Origin of the sequence: Rheinheimera riviphila (assembly GCF_004005945.1) — a bacterium.
Lineage (GTDB): Bacteria > Pseudomonadota > Gammaproteobacteria > Enterobacterales > Alteromonadaceae > Pararheinheimera > Pararheinheimera riviphila.
Map to the genome: position 1 here is coordinate 100661 of NZ_SACS01000011.1, position 17442 is coordinate 118102.

Sequence of the window (17442 nt, forward strand, 5' to 3'; positions counted from 1 at the left end):
GCAACATCAGCGCTGCGGGTCATGTATCAGCTGGCTTAGCTCGCAACTGCCGGCGCAGCAGCGGCTTTATCCGCTAACGTCTTTTCGCGGAAACTTTGCAAACCTTGCTGGATAAGCTCATAAGTTTCATCAATGTCAGAAGCCACTTTACCTTCAAGCTGCTGTAATCCTTTTAGAATATCTTTAGCATCTGCAAAACCCTGATCAATACCACCGCCAATTTTCGCCATAAAATCGTCCATCGCCGCTTCTTCGGATAGATCCTGATTGCGTTCGCGATAGTTTGCGTAAAAGTTGGTGGCAAATCCCACGATGCGATCGGCAGTGGCTTGTGGTGACGTGTCCTGAGCCTGGCTATAAGGATTGCTGGCGGTGGGTTTTTCCGGCGCGCTAACGCTGTCATCGTCGGCTAAGCGTTTTTCAATGGAAGCGGTGATGGTTTTATACAACAGGCTCATCGATTTGTTGTCAGATTTTAAGCTGATTTCAAGTTGATTTTGCAGGATGGTCTGGTTTAGTTCCTGCCGGTTGGCCTGGGATAATTCAGAGGCGGATGGTTTGTCTTTGGCTGCTTCGGTGCTGGCGCTGCTGTTTTTGTCGGTGTTCGAGGTACTGGTTGTGTTGGTATTGGCTGCTGGTTGAATGTTCATTTTGGTTCCGCCTGTCGCTGGATTATGCACACAATAGCCTGCTTATCGGCCGGATGCTGCCGGAACTTGAGCATAAAATTGCCGGCTTTTTGCAATTTCGCGGCAAAGAGTTGCCACTCCATCCAACGTACGTAAGGTTGCGCGGTGCAATAAGTCGCTATCCGGTTGAATTATTTGCTTATATTTAGTCGCTTGTAATTCCGGCCAGCGTTGCCACGACACCAAAGTTCTTGGCTCATTTTCAGAAATAGGTTGAATAATTAATGCCGGATTGGCGGCAATGACCTGTTCCAAACCAACTTGTGGATAAGCGGCACTGGCTTTTTCAAAAATATTGGTCGCGCCGCAGACATTTAAATGCTGCTGCGGCCAGGCATCACGGCTAATGGTCGACAATGGATTGTCCCATAATTCGTAAAAGACACGGACTGGTGCTTGCGTCTGATATTGACTCTTTAAGACGTTTAGCTGCTGTAAAAAGGCCGCTGACAGTTGTTGTGCTTTGGCGGGTTGTTGCACCAAATCGCCAAGTTGCTGTAACTGGTTGGCAATGTCTTCCAGTTTGCTGGTCTGAAAATGCAGAACTTTCAGCCCCAACTGCTGCATTTTTTTAATATCGGCGGCCGGTGTGCCGGTGTCCCATACCAACACCAAGTCAGGTTGCAGCGCGACGACTTTTTCCAGCTGAATAGCGGCGTAATTGCCAACACGCGGAATGCTGCGGGCTGCTGCCGGATAATCAGCATGATCGGTGGTGGCAATGATTTGCGCGCCACCGCCAAGGCTGAAAATGAGTTCCACCAGATTCGGCGCCAATACCACCAGTCGTTTCGGCGCTGCTGTTTCAGCTGCGGCAGGCGTTACCGGCTCAGCAGCCAGTGGTTCTGCGGTCAGCAAACCGGCAACCAACAATATTGCTATCGCCATTGTTATTGTTTTGCCAGATCTCCTGGCATCGTTCGCCGTAATAGTATCTTTCACCAGTCAACTCCCTGTTGTACCCGTATGCCCGCATCAAAAGCGTGTTTGATGGATTGAACTTCGCTAACGGTGTCGGCGATGTCAATCAAGGCGCGATGACAAGCGCGGCCGGTAATCACCACATGTTGCATTGCCGGCCTGTTTATAAGCGCCGCTAACACCCGGTCCAGCGCAATATAGTCGTAGGTGATCATATAGGTGAGTTCATCGAGCAACACCAGGCTCACGGCCGGGTCTTGCAGATAAAGCTCGGCTTGTTGCCAAACCGCTTCTGCCGCGGCTTGGTCAACTTCGCGGTTTTGGGTTTCCCAGGTAAAACCGGTCGCCATCACCGCAAAAGGTACACCATGGCTTTGCAATAAATTACGCTCGCCGCATTCCCAGCTGCCTTTAATAAATTGTGCCACGGCGGCCGTTTTGCCATGACCAACGCTGCGCGCCACCATGCCAAAACCGGCGGTGGATTTGCCTTTGCCGTTGCCCGTGATCACCAGTAACAAACCTTTATCCTGCGTTGCAGCTGCAATACGTTGGTCGACTTGTTCTTTTAGTTTCTGCTGGCGCTGTTGATGCCGGCTGGCGGTCGTGTTGGCGGTCGTTTTGACGGGTAGAGTGTCTGATTTGTGATCGGTCATAAAAAACCTTTTTGAATTGTAAATTACAGCGGACGCTGGCCTTTTCGGCTTAACAATAATAAAAAAAACAAACTGCCTAGCCCTGCGGTGATCACGCCAAGCGGCAATTCCTGCTCAGGTAACAAAGTACGGGCGCCAGCATCGACCCAGATCAAAAACATACTGCCGCACAGCATACTGCCGCACAGCAGCACCAACGTCTGGCCGCCAAATAACAGGCGCACCAGATGCGGGATCATCAATCCGACAAAACCAATGCCGCCACAATAAGCGACGATACAGGCGGTGAGGGCGGCAGTCAGCAACAGGAACAACAAGCGTATCGGCAGCACCGCCACACCCAGACTCTGCGCAGTTTGATCCGACCATTGCAGGGCGTCCAGCTGGCGCCGATATAAACAACCCAAGGCAAAACACACCAACAGACAAGGAGTGATGACCGCAAGCGCCTGGTAATCAGCGCGTGCCAGACTCCCCATCAGCCAGAAAATTACCCGATTAGCGGCAAAGGCTTCACTTTGGTACAACAACAATGAGGTGACGGCACTTAATAAAAAACTAACGGCCACGCCGGCAAGGATCACCGTATCCAGTCGCTGCCAGCCGCCTAAAGCGGCGAAGCCAAGCACCAGTACCATCGCCAGCAATGCACCAAAAAAAGCCGCCAGCGGCAACGCGACGGCGTATTGTGGCAGCAACAAAGTCGCTAAAGTTGCACCAAGGCCTGCGCCGGAAATAATGCCAAACAAATAAGGGTCAGCCAGCATGTTGCGACTTAAATTCTGCAATAAAGCTCCGGACAACGCCAAACCCGCGCCAGCCACCAAACCGAGCAATAGCCGCGGTAAACGCAGTTCCAGCAAAATTTGTTGCTGGGCAGAAGCATCACATTGATCAAATAAACAAGGCCATAACAGCTGCCAGTCCAGTGCAACTGCGCCGGTATTCAGGCACCACAGGCAGCTGAGTAGCAATAGGATGATCAGCAATAGCCAGCGAAAGGGGCGTAGCAACTTCATCATAAAAACTTAATCATTGCAGGCTCCCGGCGCGAATGTCACCCTGGGTTTACCATCAAATGGGTTGCTATCAACCAGGCAGCGTCGGCCGAATACTTCGCTGATAAGCTTGGGTTGTAACACCTGCTCCGGACTGCCCACAGCCACTACTTTGCCTTGTTGCAGTAACAGCAGCTGATTGCAGTAACTCGCGGCAAGATTCAGATCGTGAAAACTGGCAATCAGCGTCAATTCAGTGCTGACAATGCTTTGCAGCAATTGATGCTGGTATTGCACGTCGAGATGGTTAGTGGGTTCGTCCAGTAGCAGCAGCTTGGCGCCTTGCAGTAAAACCCGGGCAAACTGCGCGCGTTGCAGTTCGCCACCCGATAAACTGCTGACGCTGGCTGTTGCTTTGTCGGTCAGCCCAACCTGCGTCAACACTTGAGAAATTCGAATTTGGTCGTGCTGATCGGTGCGTTGCCATAATTGTTTGTGTGGCAATAAACCAAGCTCAACCAGTTCAAACACCGTGCTGGCGGTGGCTTGTTCGGTGTCTTGTGCCAATAAGGCCAGGCTGCGGGCTTTTTCTGCCAGAGAATAGTGCGACAGTAGCTGGCCACACAACAAAATTTCACCGCTGGCCGGGCGTAACAAACCCGCCAGTAATTTGAGTAACGTTGATTTGCCGGCGCCATTCGGGCCAATAATGCCGAGCCGATCCTGGGCATGCAGCGTCAAATCAACCTGCTGTAATCCGGCATGCGGGTGCCAGCGAAAACTCAGGTTGTGGCAGGATAACAGTGGTTGGATGGACACCTGGAAATTCAGCCCCGACAAATGAAATAAATTCAAAGCGTTGCAGCAGACTTTAGCATCTTTGGTGCAACAACGCCGGAAGGCTGGCAGTCTAACAAATAATAGCAGCGGGCGGCACTAGTTCTGGCAGTTAAAACTGCGGCGAGTGCCGGATCTGCTTTAACAACGGGCGAACAGCATAATGCAGCCGATAGATACGCCAGATCAGTAGTAGGAAAATCAATAACAACCATTGCAGTTGTACCAGCAGTTGCTGAAACACCTGTTCCAGTTGTTGATCCATCTGATGCGCCTGTTGCAGCAACTGCTGACACAACTCAAAGCGCAATTGATAAATTTTGTCCATTCTGGTGCTTGCCAGGGTAAACCACAATGTAGCATCGCCATCAAAGTCTTGCGCCAGCGCTTGCTCGCGCAGTTCAATAAAAGATCCATTCTCAAACTGCGATTGCACCTGCCGCCATTGTTGTTGCAGCACAGGCGAACTCAGCGCGGCAAACTGCTGCAAATAATCCATTTGCTCGTTCACCAGAATGACATAACTCTGGTAGCGGCTAGCAGACATTTGTTGTTCGGCGAAAGCAACATGCAAGGTGGCACGCTCTTGTCCGGCTCGTTCCAGCGCTTCGGTCAGGGCTACGATCGCCGCGAGTGGCGTGGTTAATCCGGTCAGCTCATTTTTTTGCTGTAAATAGTCCGCGAGATCAAGCAGTGGTCTTAATAGCTCGGAATAACCCCGTTTGACTTCGCTATTGTTGAGCTGCTGATCAGAAATTTGCTGACGCAGCAACAGCAGCTGTGTTTTTTTTGGCAAGGTCGTCAGATAATCCTGGGCGGTTTCGCTGATGGTCTGATGGTCAGCCAGAATTAATTCCAAATCGCGCCAGGCGGCATCGGTCTGTAATTGTTGTAATTCTATCGGCGGGCGGCTAGGCAATTGTTGGGTGGAGAAGCCGGCTAACATCCCGCGTTCGGTTTGCAGTTGTTGCGTCAGTTGCTGCACCGGCAGCAGCAATGGCAGTGCGTGCAGCGTGGTTTGCAGTTTGTGCCGTTGTTGTTGATTGTTTAAAACCCAGTTCAGGGTTAACGCCAGATAAATGGCTGCGATGATTAAAAGTAACCAGAAAATCCATCTTTGGCTGCTGCGCTGTGCATCAATCATCTGTGTCATTCCTTGTCACATATACCCGAATAAAAGCTTAGGCTGTTTCTGAAACAATGCCAAGCTTAGCGCTGACAAATTTCAAACAGCCAAATTTACCTCTGACCATTCGAACAAGGCCTGGCAGCGGGTAGCCAGCAGGCCTACCGTTCTTTAAAGCGTATTTTGATCCTTTGCTTGTTGCAACGCGTCCAGCTCTTTGGCAATCGATTCCGGCGAGCGAGTGTGCCGCGCCAGCGCCATATAAGCCACTGGCACCACGTATAAGGTCAGCAAAGTGGCAAAACCGACACCGGCGCAAATCACCATCCCAATCACCATCCGGCTTTCTGAACCTGGCCCTGAAGTGATAATCAGCGGAATGCTGCTCATCACCGTGGTGAATGCCGTCATCGCAATAGGACGTAACCGTTGTACCGATGCCTGATGAATGGCTTGACCAAACTCCACCCCGGCATCACGCAGCTGGTTGGCAAATTCGACAATTAAGATGCCGTTTTTGGCCACCAGCCCGATAATCATCACCAGACCTATCTGGCTATAAATATTCAGTGTCATATCAGCCAGATACAAACCGCCCAGTGCACCGGCAAGGCCAAGCGGCACCGTCAGCATGATGATCAGCGGATGGACAAAACTCTCAAACTGCGCCGCCAGCACCAGATAAGTGATGATCAGCGCCAGCGCGAAAATAATCACCGTCGATTCACCGCTGTCTTTGTACATCAGCGATTCGCCTTTGTACTCAATGCCAACGTTATCGGTGATTTCAGTGCGAACAGTTTCTTCTAAAAATTCCAGCGCCTCGCCCAGGCTATAGCCAGGCGCCAGGTTGGCGGAAATGGTAATAGCGCGCATCCGGTTGTAGCGGTTCAGCGTGGATGACGTGGCTTCTTCGCGCAGCGTCACCAGGTTATCCAGCGGGATCAGCTGATTGGTCGCCGCCGATCTGACATAGACGTTCGAAATATTGTCCGGTTTGCTGAAATCGTCGTTCGCGCCTTCGAGGATCACGTCATATTCTTTACCGCGATCAAGGAAAGTGGTGACCCGCCGTCCACCCAGCATGGCTTCCAAAGCCCGGCCGACCACGCCGACTGAAATCCCTAAATCGGCAGCCCGTTCGCTATTAATTTCGACCAGAATTTGTGGCACCGTTTCTTTGTAGTCATGATCGAGCATCAGCAAGTTCGGGTTTTGCTGCGCTTTGGCCAGCACGATATCACGCCATTTGGCCAGTTCTTCATAGGTATTACCCTGCATCACAAACTGCACTGGCCGGCCACCACCACCGCGGCCGCCGCTTAAACCGCTGCGTTGGTTGATAAAGGCACGCACATCGGCCAGTTCGTTAATTTTGCCACTGATTTCCGGGATCAATTCTGCGGTGCGCCGCTCGCCGTTGGTCCAGTTTTCACTACCCACAATCGCCATGCCACCGGTGTTGCCAAAACCAGGCACCCGGATCAGCAAGCGGTTTAATTCACCTTTTTCGTAGTAGGGTAGCAGGATATCTTCAATCAGCTTCATATTGCGGCTGTTGCTACTGTAGCTGGCGCCTTCAACCGGGCTCATCATCACAAAAAAGGTGCCGCGATCTTCTTGTGGTGCGAGTTCGGACGGAATGATTTTTACCAGCATGGCGCTGGCGATAAAACACAGCGCCAATACAGCAAAGGTCGGCCACTTGTGGGTGGTCACATGTTTTAACTGTGCCAGATAACCTGCTTCAATGGCGGCAAAACGACGGTGCAAAAACGCACTAAATGTGCTTTCACGTTTTTGCCGGCTCAGCATTTTGCTACACAACATTGGCGTGAGTGTGAGTGCCGCGACTGCGGAAAACGCAACAGCGGCAGCCACGGCGAGTGCGAATTCGGTAAAGAGTTTGCCGAGATCGCCTTGCATAAATACCAGCGGCACAAATACCGAAATCAGTACCAGCGTGGTCGCGACGACCGCGAAACCCACTTCACGACTGCCGTGGTAGGACGCCAGCAGCGGATGTTCGCCGTTTTCGATGCGCCGGTAAATATTCTCCAGCACCACAATCGAGTCATCGACCACCAGACCAATCGCCAGCACCATCGCCAGTAACGTCAATAAGTTAATCGAAAAATCCAGCGCATACAGCACGGTAATAGCGCTGATTAACGCCACCGGCACCGTGACGGCCGGAATAAAGGTTGCCCGCAGATTGCCCAAAAAGGCAAAAATCACCACCACCACCAACACCAGCGCGATGCCAAGGGTGTTGTAAACTTCGTGAATGGATTCGGCAATAAACACCGAGGAATCGTAACCGCTGACAATGGTGGTGCCGGCTGGCAAGGTCGCTTTGATGCGTTCGGCTTCAGCGCGGGCGTTTTTCACGACATCGAGAGTATTGGCCTTGGATTGCTTGATGATGCCAATGCCCAACACACTTTTGCCGTCACTGCGAAACTCGCTTTCTTCATCTTCTGAAGCGAGCACCACTTCGGCGACTTCACCTAACCGTACCAGATAATTGTTGTCGCCTTTTTTGATCACCAGGCGGCGAAAATCATCCTGGGTTTTGTAGGTACGGACCACGCGGACGATAAAATCGCGATCAGTCGATTTCACGTTACCGGCCGGCAATTCGACGTTTTCGTTGCGCAGTACGTTTTCGATATCCTGCACTGTCACGCCACGCGAGGCCATGGCGTCTTTGTCCAGCCACATCCGCATTGCGTATTTACGTTCACCGCCAATTTGCAGGCGGGCAACGCCATCGACCACCGAAAACCGTTCGGTAATAAAGCGGTCGGCGTAGTCGGTGAGTTCAAGGTTGGTCATGTTTTCGCTGGACAGTAAAAACCAGGCGATGGTGTCATCATCACTGTTGGCTTTAAACACTTCCGGGGCCCGCGCTTGATCCGGCAGGTTGTCCATCACCCGCGATACCCGCTCGCGCACGTCATTCGCCGCCGCATCAATGTCGCGATTGATATTAAATTCAATGGTGACGTTGGAGCGACCAACCCGGCTATTAGAGCTGACGTTTTTAATCCCTTCGACGCCGCTGATCATATCTTCAATCGGCTGGGTAATTTTTGATTCGACAATTTCGGCCGAAGCGCCGGGGTAATCGGTACTGATCGAGACCACCGGCGAATCAATATCCGGAAATTCGCGCAGCGGTAACATGGTGAAACAGACGATGCCGAAAATCATCAGCACCAAGTTTACAACGGTGGCAAACACCGGCCGTTTGACGGAAACATCAGACAACCACATGGTTATTGCCCCACTCGGGTAACAACCACGCCATTGCGTAATTTTTGGGTGCCTTCAACGACCACTTCATCGCCCTCGGCCAGGCCAGACAGCACTTCAATACTGCCGGGAACGCGTTGCCCCAGAGTGATTTCCACTTGTTTAACGCTGTCATCAGCTGCTACCACAAACACATAATGACGGTTTTGCAGTGGTACTATGGCTTTTTCCGGCACCTGCAGTACTTTGTTATTGGCAAGTTCCACTGTGACATTTAACAGCATGCCAGGTCTGAGTTTCAAATCGCTGTTTTCGATAGTGCCATGCACTTTGATCGAGCGGGTGACAGGATCGAGTCTTGGATCCATCGCCTTAATCTTGCCAACGAACTTGGTTTCACCGTACGCAACATTGGTGATCGCCAGTGGCATGTCCAGTGTTAAATCTGCGATGTACCGTTCAGACACATTAAATTCAACCCGAATGACCGAAATGTCATCCAGTGTGGTTAGCACGGTGCCGGTTGAAATATAAGCACCTTCGCTGACCTGACGTAAACCAAGCAGGCCATCAAATGGCGCTTTAATTTGCATTTCGCTCAGGCGAGCCATCACCGCATCCAGTTGGGCTTGAGTGGCGTTAACTTTCGCTTGCTGTTCATCTTGCAGCGAGATGGCACTGGCTTGAGTGCGGGTCAGGTTATTGAGCCGCGCCAGCTGGCGTTTTTGCTCGTTCAGCAAGGCTTTTAGCTCATTAACCCGGGCTTTTTCTTCGGTGTCATTCAGCTGTGCCAATAATTGGCCTTTTTTAACCTGCTGGCCTTCGTTAATATCAAGCAACGTCAGGTAATCACTGGTGGCCGCAACAATTTTGGCTGAGTCGTAAGCCAACGCTGTGCCGAGCGTTTTCACCTGACGGGATAATTCCGCTGTGGTAATTTTGGCGGTTTTGACTGTGGTTTGATTGTTGCCGCCGTTCATTTGGGCTTTGTTGTTGTCGGCAGAGAACCAGATGTAAGCGATAAAGCCGAGCAAGGCAGCTAGAATAATGAAAATTAAACGGGTTGGTTGCTGAGACACTTCGGCTCCGGTGCATATCAGATAAAAATAAAGTACGGTATTGTATGGAAAAGCGGCCATGGTGGATGTTGAAGTTATCGCATCGCTGGCGGCGTTGGTCGTATCGTTGGAGGAAATCATGGCAGAAAAACCATGTGAACGTTGCCGGATGATTCGGTTTTATGTGGTCTGGACCATCATCATGACCGTTTTCACCTTTTATTATCTTGAGAGTCCGGGGTAAAACGATGCGTTATTTATACCGAAGCCGCAGTGCTCAAGGCGGCGGTGCGTTGATGCTGTCGTCGGCTATCGTGCTGATCTTGCTAGTTTTATTGCTGGCCATCAGCCCCGATCTGACTTCGATGCAAGGTTGGGTGCTGCTGTTTTTGTTACTGCTGCTAGCGATTTTTGTCGGTTACAGCAAAATAACCGAGCCTTATTATGCCGTTGAGCTCAATCCGCAGGGTATTTGTTACCACCATCGGCGTGGCAGTTGGTTGTTACCGTGGCAGGCCTTTTCTTATGCCAGCGTGCCGCAGCTGGCGGGCGGTGACGAGCTGGATTATGTCAGTTTTAAAGTGACCAATTACCCCGGATTTCTACAGCATTTACCACTGCGGCTCGCCGTGAAATTGTTGACAGAACAACGACATTTATTGATTGTGGCGCTGCGCCGGAATTGTCCGGATGGCACTTGCCCCAGTGAGATGTTGCTGGAAAGTAGCGACCTTCATATCGACAATATTCGGTACCATGGTGTGCTGGCGATGTTTGCGCACCGGATGCGGCATTTATCCGGGTTACTCGGCGCAGAATTGTTTATACCGGCCAATAGTCTGGCCATCACTCCGGCGGAGTTTTGCCGGATGGTCAATCAGAGCCGCCTGAACTATGTCAGTAGCTGTGATGTGCCGTCGACCGATCTGACGCCTTAACAATGCCGGAAAACCGTTGCTAAACAGCCGTTTCAAGCTCTGGACACATTTTTCTGCCTGTATCATAATGCAGTGATACACAAGCCAAACAATGGTGACAACAATTATGAGTACTTACGAAAGACCTTTTCTGGTAAGCGGACGCAACACCGTCATTCACAAGCAAAAAAAGCTCGACCTGATCATCATCAATAATGAATCGGATCCGGTGGTCATCGTATCCCGCACCGGTGTGAAAATTTTCACTGAAGAAGTACCCGCCAACCGCGTGGAAGCCAAAGAACGGTACATGGATATCGTCGATATCGGCAGCAGTGATGTGTTTGGTGAAACCAAAACCCTGCTATTTGTACAAGCATTAAACAACAAAGAATATAAAATCGATTACACCAAAATTGGCACTGAATTGTTTATCCGGGTTCATCAGGAAAACTATATCTGATTTCGTCATCTGCTGACGCACTCACAAGCACAGACTTTGCGCTTGTTAAAAAAATCGCTGCGGCGATTTTTTTTATGGGCGCGTGGTGCTGATGTTTGGTCGTTCGTAGTCACCGGCAGCGATTGTGGCGATTGGCAATTGGCGATTCAAACATCAGACGGTTGATGTTATTTGTTAGTTGCAGCGACATGATTTGCTCCGGCATTATTTGCATAAAAGTTACTGATTTTTGGCAATCGCTTGCGTTTACAGTAGAAATTTGCTTCAGTAGCCGTTAATTCCGGTAATAGTTGTGATCACGCTGTGAACTCTATTTCAATGCAATTTAGTCGTAATCAGGACACGATCATCATCGACGTGATGGTGACGCTGTTGCCGTTAACCGCAGCGCTGGTGCGCGAAGGGATGGCCGAAGCAGGTTTTGGCCGCTGTTTTATTGTGAATGACCAACTCACCAATCTATTGGCCGACTATCAGGCACTGCAATCCGAATTAAAGCTGAAAAAAATCCCCGATGGTTATCGAGCGCAGCGCAAAATTGCTGTGCGAAAAAATGCGGAACTGAAATTTGAAATTGCTCCGGATGCAATGACCGCCAGTGCCACTATCGTTGCTGCCTGGGGTGGCACGCCCGTGTCGGCGAATGATTTAGTCAAAGCGGCACAAGAATATGGCATCAGCTTTGGTTTTCAAAAAGAACAGATTGTCCACCTGGTTGCAACTGCCAGCCGCGCCGAGCCTGGCATGGTCACGACCGAAGTGATTGCGGTTGGGCGCGTAATGCAAGTGGGCTTAAATGGCAGATTTGAAGCTTTGGTGGCAGGCATGACGGTGCGGGTGAACAAACCGGTGATGAGCAGTAACAGCCGTACTGATTTACGTGATTTTGGTGTGATCCCAGCGGTACAGCTCGGTCAGGGCGTTGTTCGTCGTTTGCCGCCAACCAAAGGCGTTGATGGCATTAATGTGCGTAGTGAAGTGACTATGGCACCGCCTGGCACCCATACCGAATGGCAAAATGGTGAAGGGGTTGCAATCAGCCCAACCGATCCGGATTTATTGATTGCCGCAAGGGAAGGGATGCCACGAATTATGGAAGCGGGTGCGACGGTAGACGAAGTGTATGCAGTTAAAACCGTTGACTTATCGACCGGGCATATCCAGTTCCGCGGCTCGGTGATTGTCAACGGTGATGTGACCCAGGGCATGAAAGTGATTGCCGGTGGTAATGTTTTTATTAAGGGGACGGTTGAAGGCGATTTAGTTGAATCCGGTGGTGATATCTCAATTGGCGGCTCCATCATTGGGCATCAGCTGAGTGTTGGCACCGCTGATGAACATTACAGCACCATGGTTAAAGCGAAGGGCGATATTCGCTGTACGCTGGCGCAATACGTCAAAATCGAATGTGAAGGCGATTTTCACGCGGTGAAGCAAATAAACCATTGTGATGTCGCCGCGAGGATGGTGGTGGCCGGGCCGGAAGACAAGCTGACCGGTAAAGTGGTTGGCGGTCACTTTTACCTTGATTTAGGACTTAAATGTGGTGTGCTTGGCTCGCCTTCTGAAAGCTCGTTGCTACTGAATATCAACCGCCGCGTTGACCCCATTGCCGAAAAACAACAGGCACTGCGGCACAATGTGGCTGCGGTCAAAGTGGAGATGGAACAAATTAAATCCAGTATTGAGCAGATGAAAAAACTGGAGAAATCGGACGCGACCACCGAGCATATGCATGCTTTTGTCGAAGAGTTTGAGGCGCAAAAAACCGTCGCTCTGGCCTTGATTGAAGATATTAAACGGCTGGAAGTACAACGGCTAGGGGTGATGGCGGACATTGCGGTCATCGCAAAACAGCATCTATTCGCCGGTGTTGAAGTGCATATTGGCACTGAAAAGCTGCCGGTGAAACGGGAATACGGGCCAAGCCAGGTTAAAATAATTGACGCCGCGTTGAAAATTGACCCGCTCATTCACTAACTCAAAGTTGCTTTCAGGTTTTCCGATAAAAAGTCTGCTAGCTGCGACAACGTCCGCTGTCCGGATGACCTAAATCAGTTATGCTGCAACTTTACATCGTTTGCTGTCAGGGCAAATGACCGGCAAATTGTCAGGAGAACATGTTGCGAGTTTTATGGTTGTGGTTAAGCCTGCTAAGTAGCCCGCTATTTGCCGATGAATGTCAGATGGCATTTCGGCACGGCATTCTGATTTCGCCGGATCAAATTCGTGTGCTGACTGCTGATCGCACCCAATTTCAGATTAACTTTGACCGGCAGTTATTTATTCAGGGGCAGTGGATCACGCTGTCCGAAGCCGATACGGAAGTTGTGGCCCAATACAGTCAGGGCATGCGCAAATTTGTGCCACAAGTGGTTGGCATCGCCGTCGATAGCGTTGAACTAGGTTTGTCGGCGATCGAAAGCATGCTGATTGGTGTGGGCAATCCGACGCAACAGGAAGAGTGGAAAGCCCTGGTGCAGGAAACCACTTATCAGCTGATGTCGCGATTTGTCCGTAGCGGTGAGCATTTTTATCTGGCGCCGCAAAGCCTGAATGAAATGGATGCATTTCTGCACGGTGAGCTCAAAGAAAACCTGACGCAACTGGCTAAAAATACCGTTGGTGCCGTGTGGGGCGCGCTACGTGATGCGCTGCGCCAGACCGATGACAATTTCGAACGCAGTGAAAGCCAGGATTGGCAAAGTGTTGAGCAGCTGATTGATAAAATTAATCTGGGGCTGGACGCAAAAGCCGACGAGCTGGAAGCTAAATCGGCGTTATTTTGTACCCGCTTACTTGAACTTGATCATATCGAAAGTCAGTTGCAACAACGGGTGCCGCAGTTGTTGCAGTATGATGTGGTGATCGCCAAATAATTCGACTTTGATTTTCAACACTTTATTAAGCGCTACACCAAGCCAAATTCTCCGCCTAATACCGCCGGCATGGCGCTGTCGACTTCGTCGCTAATCGCATCAATGGTTTTTTCGGCTTCATCCAGTTCACTGACTTCAGCAATATGGAACAGCGCTTCGCCTTCATTAATCAGTGGTAAGTTATTGCGGCCAATGATAATACCGCTGAAGGTTGCCACCACTGCCACTTCAAAATCAGAGTAGGGCGAGTAGATATGCGCCAGCACATCACCCACTTCTACTTTTTGACCTAAGCCGTAGTAATAACGGGCGATACCATCATGTTCGGCACGGACCCAGCTACTTTTTTTCGAGAATAACGACTGGGTTTTTTCGACTTTTCGCACCGACCGCAACATGCCGAGACTGTGCATCACATTGACGATACCGCGCACACCAATTTTGATCGACTGCTCATCAAATCGCAACGCTTCACCGGCTTCATACAAAATAATTGGAATACCCAGATTATTGGCGGTGCCGCGCATGGTGCCGTCGCGACTCGCCGCTTTGATAATAATCGGTGCGTTAAAACTTTCGGCCATTTTCAGCGACACTTTATCGCGGGAAGTGGCGCGCACTTGCGGCAGGTTACTGCGGTGAATCGCACCGGTATGTAAGTCAATCACATGGGTGCATTTTTTTAGAATGCGGTCGGTAAACTGCCAGGCCATCCGACTGCCTAATGAACCTTTTTCACTACCGGGGAAACTGCGGTTTAAATCGCGGCGGTCCGGTAAATAACGGGATTGCTGTACAAAACCATAGGTATTGACGATCGGTACCACGATTAAAGTGCCGCGTAAGCTATTGATTTTTGGAAGTTTCAGCAAACGACGGCAGATTTCCACGCCGTTAATTTCATCACCATGCAAAGCGGCGGTGATAAGCAATACCGGGCCAGGTCTTTTGCCATGTAGCACATGGGCGCCGATATTCAGCTCAGTGTGGGTATAAAGTTTGCCAAAGGGAATATCCACCACCACGCGGCTGCCCGGAGTGATGGTGCTGTTGCCAAACTCAAAATCTTCGGCGACAGCGGGCGGCGGACGGCTACTGACGGCTGGGGCGTTATCCGGTTCCGGCACTTCACTCATCAGGACGTTCTCCGTTGTTTGCTTTGGTGGCGGCTTACTTGTTGTTCCAGATACTGCACTATTGTGTCAGCAACATCAATTTCGCTTGCGGCTTCAATGCCTTCGAGACCCGGCGAGCTATTGACTTCCATCACCACCGGCCCCTGATTTGAGCGCAGAATATCCACACCTGCCACATTTAAACCCATGCAGCGCGCGGCTTTTAACGCGGTTTGGCGCTCTTCTTTACTCAATCGAACTTTGCTGGCGGTGCCGCCGCGATGCAGATTAGAGCGAAATTCACCTTCTTTGGCTTGCCGTTTCATCGCTGCCACCACTTTATTGCCCACCACAAAACAGCGGATATCGGCGCCTTTGGCTTCGCGGATATATTCCTGCACCAGAATATTGGCGTTCAGGCCCATAAACGCCTCAATCACGCTTTCGGCAGCGGTGCGGGTTTCGGCCAGCACGACGCCGATACCCTGGGTGCCTTCGAGCAGTTTAATCACCAGCGGCGCGCCACCGACCATTTCGATGAGATCGGGAATATCACCGGGCTTGTCAGCAAAACCGGTGATCGGCAAGCCAATACCATCGCGGGCCAGCAGTTGCAGTGAATTGAGTTTATCGCGCGCCCGGCCAATAGCGGCGGCGTTATTCAGGCAATACACGTTCATCATTTCGAATTGGCGTAACACGGCGCTACCGTAAAAGGTAATAGAGGCGCCAATGCGCGGAATAATCGCATCAAAAGCCGACAGTTCTTCGCCTTTATAGTGGATGGACAACGCATTGTGATTGATGTTCATGTAACACAAAATCGGGTCAATCACTTCAATCTGATGGCCGCGGGCTTCGGCGGCTTCGACCAGCCTTTTGGTCGAGTACAATTCGGCGTTTCGGGATAACAAAGCTATTTTCATGCAGACTCCGGCTACAGCTGTGGTGATGGTCCACACTGCAAAAAATAATAATGAGTTTAAATAGTTACGACTTGGTGATTTGGCTTTGTTTTAAAAATCTATTGTCAGCATCAAACTTTGGAACATTTAAGGCAACAGTAACAAGGAGCCTAGACCCAGAAACACAAAAAAACCAATCACATCTGTGATGGTGGTGAGAATAACCGAACCGGATAACGCCGGGTCAATTTTGACTTTTTCCAGCAGCACCGGGATCACCACGCCGGAAGCTGCCGCCACCAGAATATTGATCACAATCGCCAGGCCAATGACAGTGCCGATGATCAAATCGTTAAACCAGAAGTAGGTGACTACCGCAATCACGGCTGCCCATAGCACCCCGTTGATAAGACCCACCCCCAGCTCCTTTCGCAGCAAAGTCCAGTAGGTTTGGGGGGTGATTTGCCCCAGCGCTAAACCGCGGATAATCAGGGTTAAGGTTTGGCTACCGGCGATGCCGCCCATGCTGGCGACAATCGGCATCAGCACTGCAAGCGCGACGACCTGCTGCAAGGTGGCTTCAAACAAGCCGATGGTCCAGGAGGCCAGAAAGGCGGTCAGCAAATTGATACCCAGCCAGACGGCACGGCGCTTGGCGCTATTCATGACCGGGGCGAATAAGTCTTCGGTTTCATCTAAACCGGCGGTATGCATAAACTGGCTTTCCAGGCTGCGCCGGACGTTTTCCAACGCTTCACCAATCGATAACCGGCCGAGTAACTTGCCTTCTTCGTCAATGACTGCCAAGGCGGTATAACCGGAGCGCGCCACGATGTCGGAGCCTTGGTCCAGGTCCATTTCACCGTCGACAATCGGCGCTTCGTCATCGATAAATTCGACAATCGGCAAATGGCTGGGCTGACCCAATAAGCTGATGCTGAGCAACATGCCGACATAACGACCGGTGCGGTCGACCACCATCAGCGCGTCATGATATTCGGCGTCTTCGTTGAGTTTTTTAAACAACCGAATGGCATCGCGGATTTTGGCGTTATTGCGAATGGTGAGTACATCGTGGTCGGCGTAACGACCACATTGCTCGTCGGTGTAGGCCAGTGCCGTGGCTAGCCATTCTTTGTCGGTGGCGTCGAGCTTAGAGCAGGCTTCCTGATAAACCGCCGCCGGCAATTCATCAAGCATTTCAATCAGATCGTCAACGTCCATCCGCTCGACCAACACGGACAGTTCAGGTGCTTCTAATTGTTTAAAGATGTTTTCACGCGCATCGTCGCGCATATAAGACAGAGCATGAATTTGCTCATCGGGATGCAGGCTTTGCCAGGTGCTGATCCGCTGCTCCAGCGGCATCGCTTCGAGCGCAACAGCAATTTCTTCTGGTTCCAGCTGGCTGAGTTTAACGCCAAGCTGTTCAACTTCCTGCTCATCGAAGCTGTCGCGAACAATTTCTTTGATATCAAGTAGTTGAGTTTCAGCCATCGCTGCGTCCTTACACCAGTACTAACCACAAGTCATTGCCACCAGTTTGGCAGATTGCCGCTGGTGAAACTGGTTATTTTAAAAGTTGGCGATAATACCGCAGCTGTGCGTCAGTTTTATAGT

At 50.8% G+C, this 17442-nt stretch carries 16 protein-coding genes; 5 read left to right on the plus strand and 11 right to left on the minus strand.

Annotation, left to right across the window (positions count from 1 at the left end; genetic code table 11):
- Positions 1–35: 35 nt before the first annotated feature.
- The 8 genes from EOE67_RS11525 to EOE67_RS11560 form a co-directional block, all read right to left on the minus strand.
- The gene (locus tag EOE67_RS11525) at positions 36–650 is read right to left on the minus strand and encodes a DUF5610 domain-containing protein (protein ID WP_127699228.1); all 615 of its coding nucleotides are present in this window, start codon (positions 648–650) and stop codon (positions 36–38) included.
- 42 nt (positions 651–692) lie between these two features.
- Complete coding sequence (locus EOE67_RS11530) at positions 693–1577, minus strand: cobalamin-binding protein (RefSeq protein WP_127699229.1); 885 nt, start codon at positions 1575–1577, stop codon at positions 693–695.
- A gap of 50 nt (positions 1578–1627) precedes the next feature.
- Positions 1628–2266, minus strand: coding sequence for a cob(I)yrinic acid a,c-diamide adenosyltransferase (cobO, locus tag EOE67_RS11535; RefSeq protein ID WP_127699230.1), 639 nt, complete (start codon positions 2264–2266; stop codon positions 1628–1630).
- A gap of 23 nt (positions 2267–2289) precedes the next feature.
- Complete coding sequence (locus tag EOE67_RS11540) at positions 2290–3288, minus strand: FecCD family ABC transporter permease (RefSeq protein ID WP_127699231.1); 999 nt, start codon at positions 3286–3288, stop codon at positions 2290–2292.
- Positions 3289–3294: 6 nt separating this feature from the next.
- On the minus strand, positions 3295–4119 hold the full coding sequence (locus tag EOE67_RS11545) for an ABC transporter ATP-binding protein (protein ID WP_164852302.1): 825 nt from the start codon (positions 4117–4119) through the stop codon (positions 3295–3297).
- A 94-nt stretch (positions 4120–4213) separates the two neighbouring features.
- Positions 4214–5245: a nitrate- and nitrite sensing domain-containing protein gene (locus EOE67_RS11550; protein WP_164852303.1), complete on the minus strand. Its 1032-nt coding sequence runs from the start codon at positions 5243–5245 to the stop codon at positions 4214–4216.
- Between the two features lie 153 nt (positions 5246–5398).
- The gene (locus EOE67_RS11555) at positions 5399–8506 is read right to left on the minus strand and encodes an efflux RND transporter permease subunit (RefSeq protein ID WP_127699234.1); all 3108 of its coding nucleotides are present in this window, start codon (positions 8504–8506) and stop codon (positions 5399–5401) included.
- 2 nt (positions 8507–8508) lie between these two features.
- Entirely contained in the window at positions 8509–9564 is a 1056-nt protein-coding gene (locus EOE67_RS11560; RefSeq protein WP_127699235.1) for an efflux RND transporter periplasmic adaptor subunit, read from the minus strand.
- A gap of 58 nt (positions 9565–9622) precedes the next feature.
- Between EOE67_RS11560 and EOE67_RS20525 the strand changes: the two genes are divergently transcribed.
- The 5 genes from EOE67_RS20525 (at position 9623) to EOE67_RS11580 (ending at position 13802) form a co-directional block, all read left to right on the plus strand.
- A complete protein-coding gene (locus EOE67_RS20525; RefSeq protein ID WP_164852304.1) occupies positions 9623–9787 on the plus strand; it encodes a hypothetical protein in 165 nt (54 codons plus the stop codon).
- 4 nt (positions 9788–9791) lie between these two features.
- Complete coding sequence (locus tag EOE67_RS11565) at positions 9792–10481, plus strand: DUF2982 domain-containing protein (RefSeq protein ID WP_127699236.1); 690 nt, start codon at positions 9792–9794, stop codon at positions 10479–10481.
- A gap of 106 nt (positions 10482–10587) precedes the next feature.
- Positions 10588–10923, plus strand: coding sequence for a hypothetical protein (locus EOE67_RS11570; protein WP_127699237.1), 336 nt, complete (start codon positions 10588–10590; stop codon positions 10921–10923).
- A gap of 318 nt (positions 10924–11241) precedes the next feature.
- Positions 11242–12903, plus strand: a complete 1662-nt coding sequence (locus tag EOE67_RS11575) for a DUF342 domain-containing protein (RefSeq protein WP_127699238.1) — start codon at positions 11242–11244, stop codon at positions 12901–12903.
- A 140-nt stretch (positions 12904–13043) separates the two neighbouring features.
- Positions 13044–13802, plus strand: coding sequence for a DUF2884 family protein (locus tag EOE67_RS11580; RefSeq protein WP_240652792.1), 759 nt, complete (start codon positions 13044–13046; stop codon positions 13800–13802).
- Positions 13803–13834: 32 nt separating this feature from the next.
- Here the strand turns inward: EOE67_RS11580 and EOE67_RS11585 are convergent, their stop codons facing one another.
- The 3 genes from EOE67_RS11585 to mgtE form a co-directional block, all read right to left on the minus strand.
- Positions 13835–14938: a succinylglutamate desuccinylase/aspartoacylase family protein gene (locus EOE67_RS11585; RefSeq protein WP_127699239.1), complete on the minus strand. Its 1104-nt coding sequence runs from the start codon at positions 14936–14938 to the stop codon at positions 13835–13837.
- The gene (rimK, locus tag EOE67_RS11590) at positions 14938–15843 is read right to left on the minus strand and encodes a 30S ribosomal protein S6--L-glutamate ligase (RefSeq protein ID WP_127699240.1); all 906 of its coding nucleotides are present in this window, start codon (positions 15841–15843) and stop codon (positions 14938–14940) included. The genes EOE67_RS11585 and rimK overlap by 1 nt, the downstream gene beginning before the upstream one ends.
- Before the next feature lie 126 nt (positions 15844–15969).
- Positions 15970–17319 (minus strand): magnesium transporter, encoded by a 1350-nt coding sequence (gene mgtE / locus EOE67_RS11595; RefSeq protein ID WP_127699241.1) that lies wholly within the window; start codon positions 17317–17319, stop codon positions 15970–15972.
- Between the last annotated feature and the right edge of the window lie 123 nt (positions 17320–17442).

Coding starts and splice junctions, on each gene's coding strand:
- EOE67_RS11525 (WP_127699228.1), bottom strand. CDS start 650: ATGAACATTCAACCAGCAGCCAATACCAACACAACCAGTACCTCGAAC.
- EOE67_RS11530 (WP_127699229.1), bottom strand. CDS start 1,577: ATGGCGATAGCAATATTGTTGGTTGCCGGTTTGCTGACCGCAGAACCA.
- cobO (WP_127699230.1), bottom strand. CDS start 2,266: ATGACCGATCACAAATCAGACACTCTACCCGTCAAAACGACCGCCAAC.
- EOE67_RS11540 (WP_127699231.1), bottom strand. CDS start 3,288: ATGATGAAGTTGCTACGCCCCTTTCGCTGGCTATTGCTGATCATCCTA.
- EOE67_RS11550 (WP_164852303.1), bottom strand. CDS start 5,245: ATGATTGATGCACAGCGCAGCAGCCAAAGATGGATTTTCTGGTTACTT.
- EOE67_RS11555 (WP_127699234.1), bottom strand. CDS start 8,506: ATGTGGTTGTCTGATGTTTCCGTCAAACGGCCGGTGTTTGCCACCGTT.
- EOE67_RS20525 (WP_164852304.1), top strand. CDS start 9,623: ATGGTGGATGTTGAAGTTATCGCATCGCTGGCGGCGTTGGTCGTATCG.
- EOE67_RS11565 (WP_127699236.1), top strand. CDS start 9,792: ATGCGTTATTTATACCGAAGCCGCAGTGCTCAAGGCGGCGGTGCGTTG.
- EOE67_RS11570 (WP_127699237.1), top strand. CDS start 10,588: ATGAGTACTTACGAAAGACCTTTTCTGGTAAGCGGACGCAACACCGTC.
- EOE67_RS11575 (WP_127699238.1), top strand. CDS start 11,242: ATGCAATTTAGTCGTAATCAGGACACGATCATCATCGACGTGATGGTG.
- EOE67_RS11580 (WP_240652792.1), top strand. CDS start 13,044: ATGTTGCGAGTTTTATGGTTGTGGTTAAGCCTGCTAAGTAGCCCGCTA.
- EOE67_RS11585 (WP_127699239.1), bottom strand. CDS start 14,938: ATGAGTGAAGTGCCGGAACCGGATAACGCCCCAGCCGTCAGTAGCCGT.
- rimK (WP_127699240.1), bottom strand. CDS start 15,843: ATGAAAATAGCTTTGTTATCCCGAAACGCCGAATTGTACTCGACCAAA.
- mgtE (WP_127699241.1), bottom strand. CDS start 17,319: ATGGCTGAAACTCAACTACTTGATATCAAAGAAATTGTTCGCGACAGC.